Below are 22,452 nucleotides of genomic sequence, written 5' to 3'. Positions count from 1 at the left end.
TTGGCGATTGCGTGTGTCTTGATCAGCGAATTTGGCTGGGTAGGCAACCAAATCGTTGTTTGAATACCTTGCTGAAATGCGAATCGGTGTAGCCGCAGGCATGGGCTACGTCGCCAATGCTCATTTGTTGGGTCACCAGCATGTGGTAGGCCATCTCGAGGCGCTGTTGGCGAATAAAATCGTACACGCTTAGGCCAAACAATTGCTTAAAGCCAAAGGTGAGCTTGCTGACGTTCATGCCCGCAAATTGAGCCAGTTCACTCAGTTTAGGTGGGTGGCTAAGCCGTTCTTGGAGTAAGGCCTTAACTTCGTGAAAACGCTTGGTGTCGGCCGTATTGAGACTGATATGTGCGTCGTGATGACTGTGGCTTTTAAAGCTGCTGAAGGCGTTGGCCATTAATTCTAAGGCTTTGCCGTATAAGAATAGCCGCTGTAAAGGCGATTCGTTTGGGCACAGCAGCATTTGGCGGCCAATGCTCAGCACGGCTTTAGAGGCTGGATTGTCTAAAATCAGCGGGTGTTTACTGCTGTGCTGGTGCTGCTGTAATAGGGGGGAGACCAAGTCGTCAAACAGAGCCTGATTGTCTTCATGTGGGAGCCGTATGGAGACATAATTAAGCCGATGGGTTTCGCCGTACTGATGGGCGACGGTGAATGGGGTTTCGGAATGGCTGAGGTGGCAGGAAGGCCCCTGCATGCTGACCTGTTGGTTGCCACCGAGTTGATAGCTAACCTGTCCTTCTAACAGCAAGATCAGCTTAAGGCCAGGGTGCTCTTCTTCATAATGGGTTTGGCTATGGGGCAGGCTTAGGGTGCCACCGCTGAGCTGCATGCTGGTGGGCATGTCGTTAAGCTGCCAGTGGGATTGATGGGTTTGGGTCATGGCGTTAAGGCGGATGTGGGCATCGACATCGATAAGGTTGGTTAAGTTATGATTGTTAATGATAATCATTACTGAATGATTGGCAAAGCTTTTTTTGGCATCGGCTTTTGAGGCGTGATTAAACGTTGGGCAGATTGTGGCCTGTCGTTGGGATTAAAGCAGGCTTATTTGACAGGGTGAGCTCACTGTTCAGCCAGACCTTGGTTGAGGCCTATTTACAACATATTTTGGGCAAACATTCGTTGATTTTAAGGTGAAACGAATAGTTCGAATTAGCTTTTGTTTTTTATGAAGCTGTTACTGGTTTGGAAGGTTTGTAAACCCTTAAGGGCGGGGAGGTTGAGCCAGCTCAAACAGAGCCTTGTCGGTGATTGACGAGGGCATTTTTTTGAGCCAATCTAACAGTGTTAGATTCAGTAAACGAGTGCCTTATTCACGAGCTTGTTCTGTGAGCCCTCTGTCTGCCGTGGCGATTAATCATCTTGTGTACGCTAAATCAGGATGGGTTTTGATAGCGGTTATTTTTTAAATATTTACTTTAAAAAACAGCCGTGTTACGGTTTGCGAGATGCGAATGGCTTATGCGGGGTGGGCCGAAGGTTGGGCTGTTCCGCAACAGCAGCGCTTGTTTTGATTAGTGAATCATTATTTATAAAGAGCCCATTTATGCGACTTAAGGAAACAGGCGCCATTGCGATGGCTTTGTTGCTGGTTGGTTGTGCGTCGATGGCGCCAGAATATCGGGCGCCAGAACTTCCCGTGCCCGACCAATACGCTGGTGTTAAAGCCGGTGCGGCCGAGATCGACCCACAGCTGATGGCGTGGCAAAACTATTTTACCGACCCAGCGTTACAAACGTTAATTCAGGCCGGCTTAAGCCATAACCGTGACTTACGGTTAGCGGTATTGCGTGTGGCTGAAGCCCGAGCGGCTTATGGCATCCAGCGTGCTGAGTCGCTGCCGCAGTTTGATTTGGCTGGCGGTGGCCAACGCCAGCGTGTGCCTGGCGATTTGAATTTAAGCGGCCAGACGCAGTACAGCAGTCAATACAATGCCGGCGTTGGCCTGAGTAGCTGGGAAGTGGATTTTTGGGGGCGTATTCGCAGCCTCAATCAGGCCGCTTTAGCGCAGTACTTGGCCTCAGAGGCTAATCAGCAGGCGGTCACCATCAGCCTCATTGGCCAAGTGGCAGAGGCTTATTATGGTTTGAGTGCGCTGAATGAGCGCATTGATCTGGCCGCCAAGGCCATCGCCACCCATCAAGAGTCGGTGCGTATTTTTACCCGACGCTATCAGGTTGGGTCTGGCTCGAAGATGGACTTAACCCAGGTGCAAACCTTGTTGGCTCAGGCGCAAGCCTTACATAGCCAGCTACAGCAGCAGCGCGATGCGCACATTCAGGCGCTGCATGTGCTGGTGGGGGCGGATACCGCTTTGCCAACTCAAGCTCGTTTCAGCATGACGGGGGTGCCCAGCGCGGTGCCGGTGGGCTTGCCGTCAAATCTACTCACGCGTCGTCCCGACATCATTGCGGCTGAATATCGGCTACAGGGCGCCAATGCCAATATTGGCGCTGCGCGCGCGGCTTTCTTCCCTCGCTTGGCTTTAACCGGTCAGTTTGGCAGCGCCAGTGCTGATCTAAATGGTCTGTTTGACTCGGGTAGCCAGGCGTGGTCGTTCATGCCGTCATTATCGATTCCGATTTTCCACGGTGGGCGACTGCGCGCCAACGTTGATTTGGCTGAAGTGCGCAAAGACATGGCCGTGGCCGAGTATGAAAAAACCATCCAACAGGCGTTTAGAGAGGTGTCGGACGGTCTCAATAATATTAAATGGCAGCAAAACCAAATCACCATTCAGGGTCAGGCCTTAGCGGCTCAAGCTGAAACGGCTCGTTTGGCGCAAATGAGCTACGACTATGGTGCGGTGAATTTTCTGTCGGTGCTGGACGCACAGCGTAATCTGCTGTCGGCCGAGCAGCAGCTGGTGCAGGTCAAGCGTGACCTGATGTCGGCAAAAATTGCTCTGTATTTGGCGCTGGGTGGCGGTTAAACCCGTTCTAGCCCATCCCTTTATTATTACTTAATGGTCGAACACTATGAAAAAAATCAGTAAAAAAGCCAAAATCGCCTTGAGCATTGCCGCCCTTGTCATTGCTGGCGGGATTTATGGGGTGGTGTCCTACATCAATGCCCATGAAATGGATGGCTTTGTCAGCGGCAATGGCCGCATTGAAGCCACCGACATCAACATCGCCACCAAGGCACCAGGCCAGGTGGTGGATATTTTTGTGCAAGAAGGTGAGTTTGTGAAGGCAGGCCAACTGTTGGCCAGCATGCAGGTCACGTCGCTAGAAGCACAGCTCAGTGAAGCTCAAGCTCAGTTTAAGCAGGCCCAACATGCCGTCGCCAGCGCTCAGGCTCAGGTGCAAATGCGCCAAAGCGATAAGGCCGCGATGCAGGCCATAGTGGTGCAGCGCGAAGCCGAACGTCAGGCCGCTGAGCATCGCTTAAGCCGTTCGGCGGTGTTGTCTAAAGAAGGTGCGACCTCGAAGCAGCAATACGATGATGATCGTGCCGGCATGCAAAGCACGATTGCTGCGGTTGCGGCAGCGAAAGCCCAAGTGGCGACGGCTGAAGCATCAATTAATGCTGCCAAGGCGCAAGAAGTGGGCGCTCGCTCGGCCGTTGATGCGGCGGCCGCCACGATTGAGCGGATTGAATCTGACATCGCCGACAGCCAGTTGAAGGCCCCGCGCGACGGCCGCGTCCAGTATAAAGTGGCCCAGCCCGGTGAGATTCTGGGCAGCGGCGGCAATGTGTTGAATATGATTGACGTGTCTGACGTGTACATGAGCTTTTTCCTACCCGAGATGGCCGCCGGTAAAGTGGCGCTAGGCACAGAAGTACGCCTGGTGTTAGACGCCGCGCCCGACATGGTGATCCCTGCCAAAGTGTCTTTTGTGGCCAGTGCCGCTCAGTTCACGCCCAAAACCGTTGAAACCGAAAGTGAACGCCAAAAGCTGATGTTCCGCGTGAAGGCGCATATTCCTAAAGAGTTGTTGGGCCGCTATTTGGATCAAGTGAAAACTGGCCTGCCTGGGGTGGCGTGGATTCGCCTAGACGACAGCAAAGCTTGGCCTGAAAAATTAGACAATAAGGTTAAATGATGACAGCCGTAACCCATGTGCCTACTGCGGTGACTCAATTAAGTCAGGTCAGCCTGTATTACGGTGACACCCGCGCGCTGAATGAGATCAGCCTAGACATTCCCGCTCAGTGTATGGTGGGTTTGATTGGGCCAGACGGCGTGGGTAAGTCTAGCCTGCTGTCGCTGGTGGCAGGCGCGCGCGCGGTGCAGTCGGGCGAAGTATGGGTGTTGGGGGGCGACATTGGGTTGAAAAGCCATCGCGATCAGGTGTGCCCTAAGATTGCCTACATGCCGCAAGGCTTGGGTAAAAACCTATATCCCACGCTGTCGGTAGAAGAAAACCTACAGTTTTTTGGCCGCCTCTTTGGTCATGATGAGGCCGAGCGGCGCGCTCGGATTGACGACTTAACCTACAGCACTGGGCTGCATGCCTTCTTGGATCGGCCTGCCGGTAAGCTGTCTGGCGGGATGAAGCAAAAGCTCAGCCTTTGCTGTGCTTTGATTCACGATCCTGATCTCTTGATTTTGGATGAGCCCACGACCGGCGTTGACCCTTTAGCCCGGGCCCAGTTTTGGGATTTGATTGCCCGCATTCGGCGTCAGCGCAGCAGCATGAGCGTGGTGGTGGCGACGGCCTATATGGACGAAGCGCAGCGCTTTGATTGGCTCATCATGATGGATGATGGCCAAGTTTTGGCCACGGACACGCCAGAGGCTTTGTTGGCGCAAACCCAAAGTGACTCTTTGGAGACGGCGTTTATTAAGCTATTGCCTGAGGATAAAAAACAGGGCTATGAAGCAGTGGTGATCCCGCCTTTAACAGGGGTGGCCGATGACGACATTGCCATTGAGGCCGAAGGCCTGACCGTTCGTTTTGGCACGTTTACGGCCGTTAATCAGGTGAACTTCAAGATCAAACGTGGCGAGATTTTTGGTTTTTTGGGCTCGAACGGCTGCGGTAAATCCACCACCATGAAGGTGTTGACGGGCCTCTTGCCCGCCAGCGAAGGGCGCGCTTGGCTGTTTGGTAAAGAAGTGGATTCTCACGATTTAGAAACCCGCCGCCGCGTCGGCTATATGTCGCAGGCCTTCTCCCTCTATGGTGAGCTCACGGTGGCGCAAAACTTGCTGTTGCATGCGCGTTTATTTCACGTGCCTCAGGCCGAGCAGGCTGAGCGTATTGCCGAAATGGTGGCGCGTTTTGATTTGGGCGGCGTGTTAGACAGCCTGCCAGAAAACATTCCTTTGGGCATGCGTCAGCGCCTGTCTTTGGCCGTGGCCATGGTGCATCGCCCAGAAATCTTGATTTTGGACGAGCCCACCTCAGGGGTAGATCCGGTGGCGCGAGATAACTTTTGGCGTCTGCTGATTGATTTGTCGCGGCAAGACAAAGTCACCATTTTCATCTCTACCCACTTCATGAACGAAGCCTTACGCTGCGACAGAATGTCGATGATGCATGCCGGTGAGGTGTTGGACAGCGATACGCCTCAGGCCTTGGTAGACAAGCGCGGCGCGAGCACGCTGGAAGAAGCCTTTATTGGCTATTTGATTGAAGCGGGGGCGGGCACAGAAGATGCCCCACCGGCAGAAGAAGCGCCCGAAGCGCAAATGGGCTTGGCGCATGAGCCAGAACCTGCGCCTAGGCGCTTTAGCCTACAGCGATTGCTCAGCTATTCCTGGCGTGAATCCTTAGAGCTACAGCGTGACCCTGTGCGCGCAGTGATGGCACTGTTGGGGTCGATTATTTTGATGTTTGTGATGGGCTTTGGCATCAGCATGGACGTGGAGGATTTAACCTACGCCATTTTGGACAACGATCAGTCGGTGTTCAGCCAAAACTACGCCTTAAACTTAGCCGGCTCGCGTTACTTTGTGGAAAAAGCCCCCCTGCGTAGCTATGAGGAGCTAGATCAGCGTATGCGCAGCGGCGAGCTGTCGCTGGCGATTGAAATCCCGCCAGGGTTTGGTCGTGACGTGCTGCGCGGCAATACCGCCCAAGTAGGGGCCTGGATTGATGGCGCCATGCCTTCGCGCGCAGAAACCGTGCAAGGCTATGTGCAAGGCATGCATCAATCGTGGCTCGCTGAGCAGGTTCAGGCCCGTACCGGCCATAGCGCCACGGGCAACGTAGCCATCGAAACCCGTTACCGCTACAACCCTGATGTAAAAAGCTTGCCGGCCATGGTGCCCGCAGTGATGCCGCTGTTGCTGTTGATGCTGCCGGCGATGCTGACGGCCTTAGCCGTGGTCAGGGAAAAAGAAATGGGCTCGATCGTGAATTTATACGTGACGCCGGTGACCAAGTTAGAGTTTTTATTGGGTAAGCAGCTGCCGTATGTGGTGCTGGCTATGGTGAACTTCTTATTGATGTGTCTGCTGGCGGTGACGTTGTTTGACGTGCCGATGACGGGCAGCTTCTTGACCCTTAGTCTCGCTGCCTTCTTGTTCTGCTTGATTTCGACCGGCATGGGCCTAGTGGCCTCGACCATCACCAATAGCCAGATTGCGGCCATGTTCTTTGCCATGATCGGTACCCTAATCCCTGCGACTCAGTTTGCCGGCCTATTGGACCCAGTGACGTCGCTGGAGGGGGCAGGTTATTGGATTGGTAAAATTTACCCAGCCACGCACATGTTCACCATCAGCCGCGGTGTCTTCAATAAAGCCTTAGGCCTAGGCGATCTGTATGGGTCTATCTGGCCGCTGTTGGTGGCTGTTCCCGTGATTTTGGGAGCGGCGGTGGCCTTACTTAAGAAACAGGAAAGTTAAATATGCTGCGCAACCTTGCCAATATTTATCGCCTAGGGGTCAAAGAATTATGGAGCTTATTACGCGACCCTATGATGCTGATCCTGATTGTGTATACCTTCAGTATGTCGGTGTATACCGCGGCTACGGCGATGCCGGAAACCCTACATAAGGCGCCGATTGCCATCGTCAACGAAGACCATTCGCCGCTCTCCGAGCGTATTGCGGCGGCGTTTTATCCGCCTCAATTCCTGCCGCCGGCGCTGTTGACCCCTAGCGAGGTCGACCCAAGCATGGATGAAGGGCGCTATACTTTTGTATTGAATATTCCACCTAACTTTCAGCGTGATTTATTGGCCGGTAAGCATGTGGAAATTCAGCTTAACGTCGACGCCACGCGGATGAGTCAAGCATTTACAGGTAATGGCTATATCCAGCAGATTGTGATGGCAGAGGTAAATGAGTTCGTGGCCCGCAACCGTGAAAGCATGGCACTGCCGGTGGATTTAGCCCTGCGCGCGCGCTTTAACCCGACCTTAAACAAAACCTGGTTTGGCGCCCTGATGCAAATCATCAATAACGTGACCATGCTGTCGATTATTTTAACCGGTGCAGCCCTCATTAGAGAGCGCGAGCATGGTACGGTGGAACACCTGCTGGTGATGCCCGTGACGGTGACTGAAATCATGTTGGCCAAGGTGTGGTCTATGGGTTTAGTGGTGCTGATGGCGGCCGCGCTGTCGCTACAGTTTGTGGTGCAAGGCTTATTAAACGTACCGATTGAAGGTTCGGTGGCGTTATTTTTAGTGGGGGCTGCGCTGAGCCTGTTTGCAACCACGTCGATGGGGATTTACATGGCCACGCTGGCGCGCAGCATGCCGCAGTTTGGCTTATTGCTGATGCTGACGCTGTTGCCGCTGCAAATGCTGTCGGGCGGCTCGACGCCGCGTGAAAGCATGCCAGAGTTTGTCCAAAACGTGATGTTGGCCGCGCCCACCACCCATTTTGTCAACCTAGGTCAGGCGATTTTGTATCGCGGTGCCGGTATCGACGTGGTGTGGAAGCCGTTCTTGGCGCTGTTTGTGATTGGTTCGGTGTTGTTTATCTTGGCGTTGCGGCGCTTTAGAAACACCATTAACCAAATGGCCTAGTAAAGAGCAGGGGTGAGCAATGGTTTGATGATGATTCAAACCATTGCTTTATAGGGCGCTGTTGCGGGTAGTGATTGATGTGCATCAAGAAGCTCATCATTTTCTTTTATAAGATTCATTTTATATGAATGTTTTTGAAAGTATTGCGGTATGATCAATCACAAATGGCGCCTAGATCCAGATGAAACGGTTTGTGGCGCATCCATCGATGAGCCGACGATGCCGCATCAGGCGCTCAATAACCAAAGGAATCAGCCCATGAACCAACCCCATTTAGTTGAGCACAATGCTCATTTTCATGCCGATTTAAGCCTAGAGGCCATGGTCGATTATATGGTGGCTACCCACCATCGTTACATTAAAGAACAGGCGCCGCTGATCAGGGAAAAGCTACAGCGCGTGGTCATGGTGCATGGGGCTGCCCATCCTGAATTGGCCGAAATTGAAGCCCTGTTCGCCGGTGCCGCTGCTGATTTATTACAGCATTTGCGTAAGGAGGAAATGATTCTCTTCCCCTATATTGTGGCGCTCAGTCGAGCAGAAGCAGCAGGTGAACGGTTATCGCCACCGCCGTTTGGTCAAGTGGCCAACCCCATTAATATGATGCTGCACGAACACGATGGGGAGTTAAACCGTTTTGAGCGATTGGCTCAGCTGACTGGGCAATACACGCCACCAGAGGGCGCATGCAATACTTATCGCTTAAGCTACGATTTGCTGGCCCAGTTTGCGCAGGATTTACACACCCACATTGGTTTGGAAAACGAGGTGTTGTTTCCTAAAGCTGTTGAGGTTGAAGCATTGATCGTGGCATAGGGCGAATCAACCATAAAGTTAAAGTTTGGATTATCGGTTCAAGCAGAGGCTGTTGTGTTCAACAGCCTCTGCTTTTTTTGGATTGTAGGGCACTACTATAATGCCCATAGGCGGCGATCCTATGCTGGTCAGGTAAAAACAGGGTAGGATGGGGGAGCGTTTGGCCGCCTTGGGGCGATTCAAACCTGCGGACATAAAAATAAAGGCCTTGTTTAAAAGGCGCAAAAGCTAGTGGAGAAACCATGTCAAACCCAATCGATCAGCGGCCGTCGCCGTCTTCTTTAACCCCAGCACTGCTGGTTTTTGGTGCCGGCGTCAGCGCTGCCTTACATATTTGGAAGCTGCCGCCGGCTTTACCAGCCTTGCAGCTCAGCCTTGGTCTAAGCCTCACCGAGGCGGGCTGGCTGATTGGTGTGTTTCAGCTGGCGGGCATGCTGCTAGGGCTGTTGTTTGGCTTATTTGTGCAGCGCTTGGGGCTTAAGCCCAGTCTCTTGCTGGGGCTGCTACTGTTGGCGCTGGCCTCATTTTGTGGGGCTTTTATGCAAGGCCTGTTTGGGCTATTGGCGTTTCGCATCATTGAAGGCTTTGCGCTGCTGTTGGTGACGATGGCTGCACCCAGCCTGATGCGCCAACTGGCACCGACAGGGCGGCAAAGCTTTTTAATGGCCTTATGGAGTTCCTACATTCCGCTGGCCTCTATGGTGGCACTCCTAGGCGGCAGCGTGTGGCTGCAATATTGGGGCTGGTCGAGTCTGTGGCTGCTGTGCGGCGGCCTGTCCTTATTGATGGCCATGCTGCTGTGGCATCGCTTAGACCCTTTGCTATTGGGCGTTGGAACAGAGCCTCAGCCGTGGGCCCACACCAGGCAGGCCATAAGGCAAACCTTGGGCGCTAAGGCACCGTGGCTGCTGTCGCTGACGTTTGCCTTATACAGCAGCCAGTGGGTGGCCATCATCAGTTTTTTACCCTTGATTTATCATCAAGCCGGCGTCTCTGGTGCCTTGATGGGCACGCTGACGGCGTTGACGGCGGGCGCCAATCTGAGCGGCAACCTCATGGCAGGGCGGCTGTTGCAGCAGCAGGTGGCGCCCTTGCGGTTATTGCGACTGGCGTTTATCACCATGCTGCTGATGGCGTTTGTCGGGTTCGGCCTCAATCTAGGCCCGTGGATACAGTTTGCTGCTATTTGCGTGTTTTCTGCCGTCGGTGGACTGGTGCCGGCTACCTTATTTAATCTGGCAGTGCGGGTAGCGCCCACTATGGGGGCTTTGCCGATGGTGATTGGCCTACAGCAGCAGTGGATTAGCCTAGGCCAGTTCCTAGGCCCATTGTTGGCGGCGATTGTGGTGAACGCTTATGGCTGGGGTAGCTTATGGTATTTGACTGGGTTGTGGGCAGTGTTGGGGCTGCTGAGCAGCCGTGGGCTGTGTCGGCAGCTATAAAGGACGGGTAGTAAACATCGGTCGGGTGGGTAAAGCGCAGCGTGCCCACCGAGTTAAAGCATTAGAGGTGATTTTAACATCGGCAGAGATGTCGAAAATGGTATAAAACAAACCATGGTTTATCGTATCGTTCCTTATGCTTTTTTTACGTCTACAGCGTAGACCCTTAAGCGTAGGGTGGGTCGTGACCCACGCGGGTTTTAAATGGGGGCACTTGAGCACGTTAGGAGTGGTGGGCACGCTACGCTTTACCCACCCTACGCGACGGTCAATAATCCAGGGTTTGGCGGCGTCTGCCGTCGTCGTGACTGAACACGACGCTTACGTCTTGATGGGTAACGGTAACGTGTACATCCTCATCGGTTAAGCGAGATTGTCTTTAATGTTTGCCGCCATGGCCATAAGGTCGTGGCGGCATTATTTTTGTGGGCAATGGCTGTCTATCTGTGAGGCGCTCTGGTTGATGTATTACTTAAGCTAATATTCATTATTAAATATTATCGTTTGGTTTATTAAATTTTATTGGTTAGTCTGAATACTCAAATGCCCACACCTATGAATGGGCGAATACAAAAGTAAGCTACATAACGAGATAATAGAGGATGATAAATCATGCAGAAATTTAGCAGCCTTAGCAAAGTCATGACGAATGCGGGCGTATACATTGGTGCGGTGATTGGTGCTGGCTACGCCAGTGGTCAAGAAGTCTTACAGTTTTTTGTGAGTTATGGCTACGTCGGGCTCTTAGGCGCCGTGGTGGTCATGCTGTTTTTAGCCTGGTATGGCACCGTCTTTATGGAGCTGGGCCATCGGCTTCAAACCAGCAGCCATAAGGTGGTGATGAATTATTTATGCGGCCCCAAAATTGGTTTTATTGCCGATTACGTGCTGTTGTTTTTCATGTTTGGTTTTGTCAGCATCATGATTTCGGGCGGTGGTGCCGCCATGCACCAATATTACGGCTGGCCGCCCATTGTTGGTAAGCTTTTAATTGCGGTAGCGACGTTTGCCACCGTGTATTTAGGCTTCTCATCTGCGCTACGTGCTTTAGGCGTGCTGTCGCCGATCATGATTGTGGGCGTGATTTTGGTGTCGGTGATCACCATTAGTAAAAATTATGATCAATTGGCCCAGGTCAGCACCGTCATCGAAACGGTTAAGCCTGAAAAAGCCACGTCATTCTGGTGGCTGTCGGCGATTATTTATGTGTCTTACAACGTCATTACCGGTACGTCTATCTTTGCCGCCATCGGCCACAAGGAAAAAAACGTTTGGATCGTGCGCCAAGGTGGCATTTGGGGCGGTATTGCCCTAGGCGTGTGCATCATATTCATTTCAATGGCGCTGTTTTCTGATTTGGCCCAAGTGGCCCAGTACGAAATTCCATTTTTAGAGTTGGCGCGCCAACTTAGCTATACCGCCGGTCTCTTGTTTAGCTTTATTTTATTGATCGCAGTGTACACCACTGCGGTGTCCAATCTTTATGGTTTGGCCGTGCGCTTTTACCCTTCTGGCACCGCTGGCTTTAAACGCATTGTCAGCGTGACCGTGGTTTTGGCTCTGTTTGCATCGATGGTGCCGTTTAGTCAACTAGTGGGCGTGCTGTATCCGATTCTAGGCGTCTTGGGCCTGTTTGTGATGATTTGCGCGCTGTATAAGACGTTTACCGGTCAGGTCTTTGGGCCTGCTGGCGCCGCGGCTGAGCCAAAGCCTGCTCTGACTAAGGGTCGTACCCATAAAAGTCGGGTTTAAGCAGTTGCGCGTGCAGGCGTTTCATGAAACAGTTTGAGCCTGTCAAACATCAATGAATAACAGAGAGGGATGTAATGGGTGAGCAAATCATCGTGATTGGAGCCGGTATGGTTGGGGTCGGTGTGGCGTGGCATTTACAGCAGCGAGGCCATCAAGTGACGCTCATCGATGCTAAAGGGCCGGGTCAAGAAACCTCTTACGGGAACGCTGGGCTGATTCAGCGCGAAGCCATCTGGCCGCATCCGTTTCCCCGTAAGCTGACCGAAGTCATGGCTGTTTTGCCGAATAAGCGTTTGGACATCCGCTATCGCTTAGCAGGCTTAAGCGCCTACGCTGGGCCTTTACTACAGTATTGGCGGCATTCAACCCCAGCTAGGGTGGCGGCGATTGCCAAAGAGTGGGCGACCTTAATCGAACACTGTACCGAAGAGCATGGCCATATGATGGCCGCGGCGGGTGCATCGGCTGAAGGTTTGGTGCGGCAGGTGGGCTGGTTGCAGCTGCATCGAGATGCAGCGGGCCTAGAGGCGCAGATTGCCGTGGCCGAAGATCTAGCCTTGGCACATGGCGTGCGCTATCAGGTTTTGGATCAGGCACAGCTACAGGCGCTAGAGCCTGATTTGGCCGCCGAACTGTTTTGCGGCGCCATTCACTGGCTGAATTCTTGGCAGGTGGTGAATCCCGGCGCCTTGGTGGCTGCCTATGCCGATCACTTTGTGGCCCAGCAAGGTCAGCTTAAAGTGGCGAAGGTAACCGCGATTGAACCCACAGTGTCTGGTTGGCAGGTAGGCACCGATGCGGGGGAGGTGAATGGTGCCAAAGTGGTGGTGGCAGCAGGGCCTTGGAGCGCGGCGTTATTAGCCCCCTTGGGCTATCGCTTTCCCTTATTCCCGATGCGTGGCTACCACATGCACTACGGCTTAGCGGCCGGTAAGTCTTTACGCCACAGCGTGGTGGACATGGATAAAGGGTTTGTGTTGAGCCCCATGCAGCAGGGGATCCGTATGACCACTGGAGCGGAAATGACCACCTTAACCGGGCCAGCTCGTTTTGAGCAGCTGGCCGCCAATGAGGCCGTCGCCAAAACCGTCTTGCCCCTAACCGATTGGCAGCAGGATGAGCCTTGGTTTGGCGCCCGCCCTTGTCTACCAGACATGAAGCCGATTATTGGCCCCGCACCGAATCATCAGGGCCTGTGGCTGGCTTTTGGACATGGCCATCAAGGCTTTACGCTGGGGCCTGCGACCGGGCGACTTTTGGGGCAAATGATGGCGGGCGAACCCACTATGGTAGACCCACAGCCGTTTCGCGCCACGCGCTTTTAATCTGAATCAATCACGCAGTATTCATACTTAATAAACAAAGGACGTACAATGAGCATTCAAAAAATTGACATCGGCCCACGCATGAGCCAAGCCGTCGTGCATCAAAACGTGGTGTATTTGTCAGGTCAAGTAGGCCACCCGGAATCTGACGTGGCCACCCAAAGCCGTGAAACCTTAGCCAAAATTGAGACCTTATTGGCCGCCGCCGGCAGCGACAAAACACAGTTGCTCAGCGCCACTATTTGGCTACGTGACATGGCTGATTTTGCCGCCATGAATGAGGTTTGGGATGAATGGGTGGGCTCGATTAACCCGCCAGCGCGTGCGTGTGTACAAGGTGCTTTAGCTTTAGACACGCTGCTGGTGGAGATTATGGTGACCGCGGCCGTAACCCCCGCTTAAAGACAAAGACGCCCGCCCAGTAGAGGCTCCACCAGAGGGCATCAGTCGCGGACAGAGGCCGGACTGATGCGGGCATCGCCTAGCTTAGGTCTAGGCGTTTCAAGAGAACAGGAGAAAGACATGACGCAGTTACGACACGCCGGCAAAGCCATTGCCGACAGTTTGGCCCTACACGGTGTAGATCGGGCTTATGTAGTACCGGGTGAGAGCTATTTGGCCTTGCTGGATGGGCTGTATGATGTGCCCAGTATTGACGTGGTGGTGACCCGTCATGAAGCGGCAGCAGCCTATATGGCCGATGCCCACGGTAAGTTTACCGGCAAGCCGGGTGTGGCCATGGTCACGCGTGGCCCTGGGGCTGCACAAGCGTTTACAGGCATTCACACGGCTTGGCAAGATGGTGTGCCTCTGGTGCTGTTTGTGGGCCTCATTCCCATCGCCGACCGTGGCCGTGAGTCGTTTCAAGAATTTGATCCACACGCTTGGTTTGGTACCCAGTGCAAACGGGTGCTGGTGTTGGATGAACCCGAAAGAGCCTCAGAAATCGTGGCCGAAGCCTTCTTTGCTGCACAAGAGGGTCGACCTGGCCCGGTCGTGGTGGGCCTACCTGAAGACGTGATCAAACTGCCGTTTACGGGTGCGCTGCATCCGGTGATTCCCGTGGCTGAAGGCGCCGTGGCGGCGGCTGATTTAGCTCAGATTGAAACTGCCTTAGCAGGTGCTGAAAAGCCCCTATTGTTTGTAGGCGGCCAACGCTGGGATGAACGCGCTTGTGCGCAAATCACGGCTTTTGCCGAAGCCAATCAGATTCCTGTCTTGCATGATTGGCGTGCGGCCGATCGGGTGCCGTTTCATTCGCCTAGCCATGCGGGTTATTTGGGTTATGGCCGCAGCGATGGCGCCGTGGCCATGTTTGAAGCCGCTGATGTGGTGGTGTCGATAGGGGCTGTGCCCACTGATGTGGCGACTGAAGGATTCCGTGCCCGCCAATCGTGGCAGCAGGTGAATTATTTGGTCAACATCGACACCAGTTTACGAGGCAGAAGCGGCGCCGTCACCCAGCATGTATTGGCCAGCCCTAAAGCCTTTGCCCAGGCCATCAGCAATGTCCGACTGGCGCCTTCTGCTGCGCGTGCTGCTTGGTGCGCCCAAGGGCATCAGATTCAGCAGGCAGACGCCCGTTTGCCTGCGGCGAATGCTCTGCCTGAAACGGCCGCTGGTACGGCCCACATGAGTGCCGTCTTGGCTGAGGTGCTCACGCGTTTGCCCAAGGATGCGGTGTACAGCTTTGGCGCCGGTAACCATTGCCTGTGGGCGCAGCGTTATTTACCCACGAATGTATTCCCTAGTCAGCTCAGCACCCGCAACGGCGCCATGGGCTACGCCTTGCCAGCCGGTATTGTCGCGGCATTGGCCGCGCCTAAGCGCCAGGCCGTGGTGGTGACAGGCGACGGTGAGTTCATGATGAACGATGCCGAACTCTCGACCGCAGTTCGTTACGGTGCGCCCGTATTGATCATTTTGATGGACAACCAGCAGTATGGCACCATTCGCGACCATCAAGAGCAGCATTTTCCTGATCGCGTATCGGGCACGCAATTGCACAATCCTGATTTTGCCGCTTTGATTAAGGCTCACGGTGGGTTTGGCGTAAAAATTGATTCGGACGATCAAATTGAAGAGGCCGTACGTTTGGCTTTTGACGCCATTGAAAAAGAAGGTAAGCCTGCGCTATTGCATGTACGTACCGATCAACGCTTGTCGGTTCCCTAGCCTGGCTCGATGATGAAAAAGCCTCGCGTTAAGCGAGGCTTTTTTGTGGCTGGATCGTGGCCTAATCCATTGTTTGGTAAGGCGCACAGCCGTAGCGCTCGGTCATTGCCGCTACCATGCCGAAGCCCTCAGGGCTTGGGTGCAGGCGCATAAAGGCATCGGTTTTGGCTGAGTACGCTTGCCATTGAGGTAGGCCTGCGCTATTGGGTGAGCCGGTTTTGGCAAAGTTACTGAAATAGGTCACCATCGCATGGGACAGCTGTTTTTGTGGAGTCGTGAGTGGGCGCAATAGGCCGCTGTCACCACGGAAATCTTTAAACACATATTGCAAGTCGTTGATGTGGGCAGCGCCATAGCGAAAGGTGGTGTCCGGAATCATGGTGGAGGATTGCTCGTCGGCAAACTCATAGCCGTAGACGGGTACGTGCTGCGCTAATAGGGCGTTGGTGGTGGGCATGGTGCAAATAAAGCGGGCGCGCCCAAAAACATCGGCAAAGTCCTGGCCCACATTGCCGCTGCTGGGGCGGGTTTTGAGGACATCTAAGACTTGGCGGGTTTTTGTCGCGCTTAAGTACATGGGGAGTTTTTGCGCAAAGCTGGCCATATTAATCGGTTGATCCATCTCCAGCGCCATCATGCCCACAAAAAAGCTGCCCTCGTCGGCATTAAAACCGTTAATGACGGGTACTTGGTTGTACTGACCGCTGCTAAATGCGGTTTTAAATGAGGCAGGTAAAATCGTGCCGTCGATGGTTGGGGTGTCTGAGTTTAGGCCCAAACTAGGCGTTAGAGCTAGGTTTTGATCTAACAGCGTGGTGGTGCTTTGGCTGCGTAAACAGGCGGCCACTTTACCCGGATTAGTGTCTTCGCAGCCTAAGTTTTTGGCCAGTTGCTCACCAGCTAAATTGTGCGCCGCCACCGTGCGCTGGGTGAGAGAATAGGCGCCACTAGAGACAATGCCTTGGTGAAATAGGCCGGCGGAGGCTGGCGCCGCAAGGTGGGTTAAAACCGATTGGCCACCGGCGGATTCGCCATAAAGGGTGACGTTATTCGGGTCGCCGCCAAACTGAGCGATATTGTCTTTCACCCAGCGTAGCGCGGCCTGTTGGTCCATGATGCCGTAGTTAATGGCGGGATGGCCTTCTGAATTGAGGGCGGGGTGGGAGAAAAAGCCGAACACCCCCACGCGATAGTTGAGCGACACCACGATCAAGTCTTGATCGATGAAATAGCTCGGATCATAGTCGTTGCCAGAGCCCGTCATCAAGCCACCGCCTGGGATCACCACCATCACTGGGCGTTTGTCGTTGGCCTTGCTGGTTTGAGGTGTGTACACATTAAGATAGAGGCAATCCTCACTTTCGCTGGTGGCGCTAAAGCCGCCGAGGCTAATGCGCGTGGCGCAGGTGGGCGCAAAGGCATCAGCACTTCGGGTGTCCGACCAAGACTTGGCCGGCAGTGGGGGCTGCCAACGTAAGTCGGCTAGCGGCGGCTGGGCATAGGGAATGCCTTTATACTGTTGCATTTCATCCTGCACAAGGCCTTGGATGGGCCCTTGTTGGATGTGTTTTACCGACGTTCTTTGGGCCGGGGCTGCATGGGTGAGCGACATCGCCATTAGGGCGCTCAAAGCCAATAAGTGGGTCATGGTGTATTTGTTTTTGATCATGTTCTGTTCCTATTTTAAGTTGATCAACCAACCGGTTTCCATCAGCCGCCATATTTTTAAACGTAAAACTAACTACCGTAAGGTAGGTTAATAAGCGCTAAAAAAATCTAAATCAGGCTATTTAGATTCATCTGGGCGACGACCAAGGCTTGTTTTAGGCTAAGCGCAGTGTGTGGTTCAAGCGCCATGGCTCAGTTGGTTAATGGTTGGTCACCCATTTAGTATACCCATTATTTCGCTCAGATTGGGTGTTTTTCGATTTTTAGGCGAGGTTTAACCGTGTTTTAGGGGCGATTGTCAGGCGTGATTTTAATCAATAGACGTTTCTAATATAGGTCTTTAGGCCAATTAAAGCCTTGGATAACGGTATTTTAACGATATGTGACGGTACCAAAAGTGGATGCCTATGAGGGGGCTTCTGAATTGAATCATATTTGGTACATTTTAATCTCAGGCCGTTGATTTGTGCTGTCGACGCTGATTGATTTTTGTGATGTATGGGGCTTGTTTACTGTGGGTTATTAGACACCTGATTTGAGTGTAGTTGATTGGCTTGGTTTTGGGCCTAGGTATCTTGTTTCTTCTACCGTTACGGCTTGCTTAGGCAGCTTATTTTTGGGTTTTGAGCTGAGCTGTCCTAATGTGTTTTGAGGCCAGATAATGCGCTAAAAAGTTGTTGTGATGTTTTTATTGTTGGTTCAATAGTTATTTTTTAATTAGTATAAATTAACAATAGAAGTTTTTTATTAACACTGTGTTTGGTGATGTTCTGCTTGATGGCTTTTGTATTATATTATTTAAAATCAATCAGCTGGTTTGTATTCTCATGGGATTTTTAATTTATTATTATTTATGTTTATTTATTATTTTGCTAAAATTTTTATTAAATTAACTAAAAATAATGAAATTTTACATAAATTATTAGTTATTTAACATTACTTAACCATTATTGCGATTAGAATGCTCTACATCAATCACCATGTCATGGGGCGGTAGTCATAAAACGCTGATTGCCCGATGTTTGTGTGGTTTTCTTTATACGATTTATATATGACAAATGGGTTTACGTAAAATAATATAATATGATCTTAAGGTGTAAGTATGGATTGTTTTACGGGTAAATGGATACTCGTTTCTGGGAGTGGGTGGTGGCTAAAATTGTCTCTATTGTGGGGATTGATTCTTCAATCGTGGCTTTGCGTGAAGATGGCAGCGTGTGGCAAATGGCGCTTGAGGACCGTGAGTGGCAACCATTTCCCAAAATAGTTGAGCAAAAAGATCCAGGGGTTCAGATTTTTTTACAGCAAAGCATTGGTGATTTGGCGATTTCCGGTCGTGCTAAATGTGCTTTGCGTCGCTCAAACATTTATCAGGTTCAAGAACTTGCTGCGCTGTCCGAGTCAGAATTAAGGGCTTTGCCTTCTATTGGGGATAAGTCGATTTACGAAATCAAGCAGGTGCTGGCGGCTAAAGGGATCTTTATTCAGGGCGTCTAGCCATTGAAAGCACGTGTGTTTAAGCATTAGTCTTATTTTTAATTAATTATTAAAATTTTTTTAAGTTTATATTAAAAATAGGATTAGAGAAATCTCAAAGTGGCTGCATTACAAAGTTATTGAGTGTCATTATTTTGAATGTTGTTGCTGGATGTTGTGTGTGAAAGCAGTATTTTTTTATTTGTTAAATTTAAGGAATGATTATGAAATTCAATAAGTTAGTTGCGCTTTTGTTGGCTTCAGGTTTTGCTACCGTAACGTTTGCTGCCGGTCAAGGTTCAGGCACCATTAATTTTAAAGGTGAAATCATTGATGCACCTTGTACTTTGGACTACCAAAATGCAAACCAAACCATCGAAATGGGCCAAGTAAGCAATAAAGAATTAAACAAAGGCAAAATTGCTAATACTCAAAACCCAATTAACATTGAGTTAAAAGAGTGCAGCACTGAAACCCTTAAAACCGTTGCCATCACTTTTGACGGCGCACCAGACACCAATACTGACTTGTTGGCCATCAATGGTTCTGCTAAAGGCGCCGGTATTCGTTTGACTAACTCTGCTAACCAATTGGTTAAATTGGGCCAAGCTGAAGCGTTCAAAACCCTACAAGAAGGTAACGGTAACGTATTGCGTTTCTTTGCTCAATTGCAAGGTTCTGATGCAGCAAGCGACGTAACCCCAGGTAACTTTACCGCCGTTTCTACTTTCTCTTTAGAGTACAAGTAACCATAGTGTTTATCAGGCGCGGTATGGCGTTGTCGTACCGCGCTTTTTGGGAGGGCTTCATGCGCACCAAAATAAGGGTTTTATTTGGCCTAGTCATAGCCGCGTCGATGTCTTTTACTTTCGCCCAAAATATGGGTAAAGGCAAAGTGGATTTTGGCGGTGAAATCGTGATTGTGCCGTGTGGTTTGGATACAAACAGTCGTAATCAGCTGATTGATTTAGGCACCATTAACCCCGCTCAGGGAGTACAGCCTAGACGATTGGTGCAAATTAAATTAGTAGATTGCGAGTTAAGCAATAAAAATAAACCAGCATTTTCGCGCGCACAAATTGCCTTTTATGGCGAACCTGATGCGCAATATGCTGATCAGCTAGGTTTAAAAGGAGATGCTCGAGGCATCAGACTGTTTATATTAAATAGTCAATTACAAAAAATCAGCTTAGGCAAAACATTGAGTGATTATGAAATCGTAGAAGGCGACAATACGCTGCGATTTTTTACCGAACTACAGGTTGATCAAAACCGTGTTCGCGCCGGTAGCTTTGCCACCACGCTACAGTTCGTTGTTTCATATTTCTAAAGCTTAGTTTTATTTTACTCACTTACAATTAACGATAGGTTTTTTGGACATGGCTTATTTTTCTCCTCGAATGAAAGTGCTTTCAGCCTGTGTGGCGATGGGCCTCGGTGTGCCATATGCTCATGCCGTAGAGTTCAATACCGACATTCTGGATGTGGATGAGCGTAGCGACATCGACTTAACGCGCTTCTCTGAGGCGGGCTATGTGATGCCTGGCACTTATGTGCTGGATGTCTACATCAATAAACGGGTATTACCACAGCAAAATATTGAATATCGTGCGGTTGCTGGCGAAAAAAATAAGAGCCAAGCATGCTTACCTTTAAGCATCATTCCAAGGATGTTGCTTAAAGATGAGGTGCGCGCCAAAGTTAAAGTATCGGAAGATGGTCAATGTGCTGATTTGAGCGACATTGAAGGCATCACCATCACGGGCAACCTCAATGATGCGGCCATTCACATCAACGTGCCTCAGGCGTGGTTGAAGTATGACGACCCTGATTGGACGCCGCCAGAGCTTTGGGATGAAGGCATTCCCGGCGTGATGGTGGACTACAACTTTACTTCCCGCGTCAGCAAGATGGAGGGGAGTGATCATAATCGAGACTTCAGCGTCTATGGTACCGTGGGCGCTAATGCGGGCCCTTGGCGCTTACGGGCGGATTATCAGGCGCATGACTATCGCTACGATGGTAGCTCTGAGCGTGATTTTAACTGGAGCCAAGTCTATGCCTATCGTGCCCTACCTAAAATGGCGGCACGCCTGACGGTAGGTGAGCAGTATTTAGAATCAGACCTGTTTGATGGCTATCGCTATCTAGGGGCCAACATCCGGACCGATGAGCGAATGCTGCCGCCTTCTTTGCAAGGCTATGCTCCTCAGGTACAAGGGGTGGCCACCAGTAATTCGACCGTCACCGTCAGCCAAGATGGCCGTGTGATCTACAAAACGACAGTGCCCACTGGTCCGTTCTTGATTCAAGACTTAAACAGTTCGGTGCGCGGTAAGCTAGAGGTCACGATTGAGGGTGACGATGGTCGCATCGAAACCTTTGAAATTGGTACCGCCAGCGTGCCCTATCTGACTCGGCCTGGGCAGCTGCGCTATAACGTGTCGGTCGGTCGTCCTTCGAATATGGATCACCATATTGAAGGGCCGATGATCGCCACCGGTGATTTTTCTTGGGGGGTGAGCAACAGCTGGTCTTTGTTTGGCGGCGCTGTGGCCAGCCAGGACTACCAAGCTGTGGCCATGGGCATCGGGCGTGACCTAAAGGTTTTGGGGGCTTTATCTGCCGACGTGACGCGTTCGACAGCCAAGCTGCCAGGCGGTGAGTCGATCAGCGGCCATTCGTTTCGTTTGAACTATGCGAAGCGTTTTGACGAGCTGCATGGTCAGATTACGTTTGCCGGCTATCGCTTCTCGCAGCGTCAGTTTATGACGGTGTCGCAATTCTTGGATGCCTATAACAGTGAGCGTGATGCTTTTCGACGCGATAAAGAGCTGTATACCTTAACCGCCAGTAAAACCTTTTGGCCGATGGACCGTAAAAAAGCCATTACAGCTTACCTCAGCTTAACCAAGCAAACCTATTGGAACGATGACGACCGTGACCGCATCAGTCTGTCGGCCAGTAAGCTGTTTGACATCGGTGGGGTTAAAAACGTGTCGGTCAGCATGAATGCTTACCAAACCAAGCAATATGACGATACGTTTAAAGGCTTCATGCTCAATCTGTCGGTGCCATTAGATACGCCTCAGCGTATGAATGTGGGTTATAGCCTTCAGAGCAACGATGGTAAGTTAAACCACAGCGCCACGCTCAGCGGCGGTCGTGATCATAGCTCATGGCAGTTGGCTGCGGGCGTGAACTCAGACAACAATCCTAATGTACGTGCTTATTATAACCGTGACACCAGTTTGGCCACGATTGGTTTGAATGCCGATTGGCAAGATAAGGGTTACCAAAGCGTGGGTCTAGAAATTCGTGGCGGCATTACCGCTACTTTAAAAGGTGTTGCGCTGCACCCCAGTGGCGTCAACGGCGGTACCCGCGTTTTAGTCGATACAGGTAAGGTCAGCGGCGTGCCCATCAGTAACAGCAGCGTTCGAACCAATATGTTCGGCAAAGCGGTGATCCCAAACATCGTCAGCTACACCGACAGCGTCACCCAAGTGGACATTAACCGTCTGGCTGATGATGTGGATGCACCCGGCGCAGTAGTCGAAGGCACGTTGACCGAGGGCGCCATTGGCTATCGCAAAATGGCCGTCGTCAAAGGGCAAAAATTACTGGCCACGGTTCAGCTGAATGATGGGCAAACCGTTCCTCCATTTGGTGCCGTGGTGACGAATGAAGGCGGTCGAAACATTGCCATTGTGGGCGAGGCTGGGTTGGCTTATTTGTCTGGGGTGGAAGAGGGCGAGCAGCTTAATGTGGTGTGGGCTGGCGAGCAACAGTGTCAAATTACGGTGCCAGTGGCGTCTGTGACCTTTACTAACACTACCTTAACCTGTCAGTAACTGACCGAG

The 22,452-nt window shown here is 51.6% G+C and carries 17 protein-coding genes; 15 read left to right on the top strand and 2 right to left on the bottom strand.

The features are described 5' to 3' along the window. Positions 1 to 22: 22 nt before the first annotated feature. A complete protein-coding gene (locus AB8Q18_11475) occupies positions 23 to 952 on the bottom strand; it encodes a helix-turn-helix transcriptional regulator (GenBank protein XDZ50803.1) in 930 nt (309 codons plus the stop codon). Between the two features lie 597 nt (positions 953 to 1,549). On the opposite strand from AB8Q18_11475, the gene AB8Q18_11470 reads away from it, so the two are divergent. The 11 genes from AB8Q18_11470 to AB8Q18_11420 all read left to right on the top strand — a co-directional run bounded on the left by AB8Q18_11470 (position 1,550) and on the right by AB8Q18_11420 (position 15,445). Beyond that, the gene (locus tag AB8Q18_11470; GenBank protein XDZ50802.1) at positions 1,550 to 2,935 is read left to right on the top strand and encodes an efflux transporter outer membrane subunit; all 1,386 of its coding nucleotides are present in this window, start codon (positions 1,550 to 1,552) and stop codon (positions 2,933 to 2,935) included. A gap of 46 nt (positions 2,936 to 2,981) precedes the next feature. After that, a complete protein-coding gene (locus AB8Q18_11465) occupies positions 2,982 to 4,052 on the top strand; it encodes an HlyD family secretion protein (GenBank protein XDZ50801.1) in 1,071 nt (356 codons plus the stop codon). Then, the gene (rbbA, locus tag AB8Q18_11460; GenBank protein ID XDZ50800.1) at positions 4,049 to 6,805 is read left to right on the top strand and encodes a ribosome-associated ATPase/putative transporter RbbA; all 2,757 of its coding nucleotides are present in this window, start codon (positions 4,049 to 4,051) and stop codon (positions 6,803 to 6,805) included. The genes AB8Q18_11465 and rbbA overlap by 4 nt, the downstream gene beginning before the upstream one ends. 2 nt (positions 6,806 to 6,807) lie before the next feature. Further along, on the top strand, positions 6,808 to 7,935 hold the full coding sequence (locus AB8Q18_11455; GenBank protein XDZ50799.1) for an ABC transporter permease: 1,128 nt from the start codon (positions 6,808 to 6,810) through the stop codon (positions 7,933 to 7,935). Between the two features lie 150 nt (positions 7,936 to 8,085). Continuing rightward, positions 8,086 to 8,751, top strand: coding sequence for a hemerythrin domain-containing protein (locus tag AB8Q18_11450; GenBank protein ID XDZ50798.1), 666 nt, complete (start codon positions 8,086 to 8,088; stop codon positions 8,749 to 8,751). A 242-nt stretch (positions 8,752 to 8,993) separates the two neighbouring features. Then, positions 8,994 to 10,193, top strand: coding sequence for a CynX/NimT family MFS transporter (locus tag AB8Q18_11445; GenBank protein XDZ50797.1), 1,200 nt, complete (start codon positions 8,994 to 8,996; stop codon positions 10,191 to 10,193). A gap of 214 nt (positions 10,194 to 10,407) precedes the next feature. Next, the gene (locus AB8Q18_11440; protein XDZ50796.1) at positions 10,408 to 10,560 is read left to right on the top strand and encodes a hypothetical protein; all 153 of its coding nucleotides are present in this window, start codon (positions 10,408 to 10,410) and stop codon (positions 10,558 to 10,560) included. Positions 10,561 to 10,805: 245 nt separating this feature from the next. Further along, positions 10,806 to 11,945, top strand: a complete 1,140-nt coding sequence (locus AB8Q18_11435; GenBank protein ID XDZ50795.1) for a hypothetical protein — start codon at positions 10,806 to 10,808, stop codon at positions 11,943 to 11,945. 74 nt (positions 11,946 to 12,019) lie between these two features. After that, a complete protein-coding gene (locus tag AB8Q18_11430) occupies positions 12,020 to 13,270 on the top strand; it encodes an NAD(P)/FAD-dependent oxidoreductase (protein ID XDZ50794.1) in 1,251 nt (416 codons plus the stop codon). 48 nt (positions 13,271 to 13,318) lie between these two features. Further along, entirely contained in the window at positions 13,319 to 13,672 is a 354-nt protein-coding gene (locus tag AB8Q18_11425; GenBank protein XDZ50793.1) for a RidA family protein, read from the top strand. A 120-nt stretch (positions 13,673 to 13,792) separates the two neighbouring features. Beyond that, complete coding sequence (locus tag AB8Q18_11420) at positions 13,793 to 15,445, top strand: thiamine pyrophosphate-dependent enzyme (GenBank protein ID XDZ50792.1); 1,653 nt, start codon at positions 13,793 to 13,795, stop codon at positions 15,443 to 15,445. Positions 15,446 to 15,506: 61 nt separating this feature from the next. Here the strand turns inward: AB8Q18_11420 and AB8Q18_11415 are convergent, their stop codons facing one another. Then, positions 15,507 to 17,114 carry a carboxylesterase/lipase family protein gene (locus AB8Q18_11415; GenBank protein ID XDZ50791.1) on the bottom strand — a complete coding sequence of 536 codons (1,608 nt, stop codon included), beginning with the start codon at positions 17,112 to 17,114 and terminating at the stop codon, positions 15,507 to 15,509. Between the two features lie 1,121 nt (positions 17,115 to 18,235). Here AB8Q18_11415 and AB8Q18_11410 point away from each other — a divergent pair. The 4 genes from AB8Q18_11410 (at position 18,236) to AB8Q18_11395 (ending at position 22,443) form a co-directional block, all read left to right on the top strand. After that, complete coding sequence (locus AB8Q18_11410; protein XDZ50790.1) at positions 18,236 to 18,610, top strand: DNA-directed RNA polymerase subunit alpha C-terminal domain-containing protein; 375 nt, start codon at positions 18,236 to 18,238, stop codon at positions 18,608 to 18,610. Positions 18,611 to 18,813: 203 nt separating this feature from the next. Next, the gene (locus tag AB8Q18_11405) at positions 18,814 to 19,338 is read left to right on the top strand and encodes a fimbrial protein (protein ID XDZ50789.1); all 525 of its coding nucleotides are present in this window, start codon (positions 18,814 to 18,816) and stop codon (positions 19,336 to 19,338) included. A 59-nt stretch (positions 19,339 to 19,397) separates the two neighbouring features. Beyond that, positions 19,398 to 19,919 carry a fimbrial protein gene (locus AB8Q18_11400; GenBank protein ID XDZ50788.1) on the top strand — a complete coding sequence of 174 codons (522 nt, stop codon included), beginning with the start codon at positions 19,398 to 19,400 and terminating at the stop codon, positions 19,917 to 19,919. 49 nt (positions 19,920 to 19,968) lie between these two features. Beyond that, positions 19,969 to 22,443 carry a fimbria/pilus outer membrane usher protein gene (locus AB8Q18_11395; GenBank protein ID XDZ50787.1) on the top strand — a complete coding sequence of 825 codons (2,475 nt, stop codon included), beginning with the start codon at positions 19,969 to 19,971 and terminating at the stop codon, positions 22,441 to 22,443. The last annotated feature ends 9 nt before the right edge of the window (positions 22,444 to 22,452 follow it).

Source organism: Neisseriaceae bacterium CLB008, from assembly GCA_041228285.1.
Lineage (GTDB): Bacteria > Pseudomonadota > Gammaproteobacteria > Burkholderiales > Neisseriaceae > JAGNPU01.
This window is presented reverse-complemented; position numbering and strand designations above follow the sequence as displayed.

Bases quoted from the DNA above. Each gene is read 5' to 3' on its own strand.
- AB8Q18_11420 (XDZ50792.1), top strand. From the start codon at position 13,793: ATGACGCAGTTACGACACGCCGGCAAAGCCATTGCCGACAGTTTGGCC.
- rbbA (XDZ50800.1), top strand. From the start codon at position 4,049: ATGATGACAGCCGTAACCCATGTGCCTACTGCGGTGACTCAATTAAGT.
- AB8Q18_11405 (XDZ50789.1), top strand. From the start codon at position 18,814: ATGAAATTCAATAAGTTAGTTGCGCTTTTGTTGGCTTCAGGTTTTGCT.
- AB8Q18_11475 (XDZ50803.1), bottom strand. From the start codon at position 952: ATGATTATCATTAACAATCATAACTTAACCAACCTTATCGATGTCGAT.
- AB8Q18_11415 (XDZ50791.1), bottom strand. From the start codon at position 17,114: ATGATCAAAAACAAATACACCATGACCCACTTATTGGCTTTGAGCGCC.
- AB8Q18_11465 (XDZ50801.1), top strand. From the start codon at position 2,982: ATGAAAAAAATCAGTAAAAAAGCCAAAATCGCCTTGAGCATTGCCGCC.
- AB8Q18_11435 (XDZ50795.1), top strand. From the start codon at position 10,806: ATGCAGAAATTTAGCAGCCTTAGCAAAGTCATGACGAATGCGGGCGTA.
- AB8Q18_11455 (XDZ50799.1), top strand. From the start codon at position 6,808: ATGCTGCGCAACCTTGCCAATATTTATCGCCTAGGGGTCAAAGAATTA.
- AB8Q18_11450 (XDZ50798.1), top strand. From the start codon at position 8,086: ATGATCAATCACAAATGGCGCCTAGATCCAGATGAAACGGTTTGTGGC.
- AB8Q18_11395 (XDZ50787.1), top strand. From the start codon at position 19,969: ATGGCTTATTTTTCTCCTCGAATGAAAGTGCTTTCAGCCTGTGTGGCG.
- AB8Q18_11430 (XDZ50794.1), top strand. From the start codon at position 12,020: ATGGGTGAGCAAATCATCGTGATTGGAGCCGGTATGGTTGGGGTCGGT.
- AB8Q18_11445 (XDZ50797.1), top strand. From the start codon at position 8,994: ATGTCAAACCCAATCGATCAGCGGCCGTCGCCGTCTTCTTTAACCCCA.
- AB8Q18_11470 (XDZ50802.1), top strand. From the start codon at position 1,550: ATGCGACTTAAGGAAACAGGCGCCATTGCGATGGCTTTGTTGCTGGTT.
- AB8Q18_11400 (XDZ50788.1), top strand. From the start codon at position 19,398: ATGCGCACCAAAATAAGGGTTTTATTTGGCCTAGTCATAGCCGCGTCG.
- AB8Q18_11410 (XDZ50790.1), top strand. From the start codon at position 18,236: ATGGATACTCGTTTCTGGGAGTGGGTGGTGGCTAAAATTGTCTCTATT.
- AB8Q18_11425 (XDZ50793.1), top strand. From the start codon at position 13,319: ATGAGCATTCAAAAAATTGACATCGGCCCACGCATGAGCCAAGCCGTC.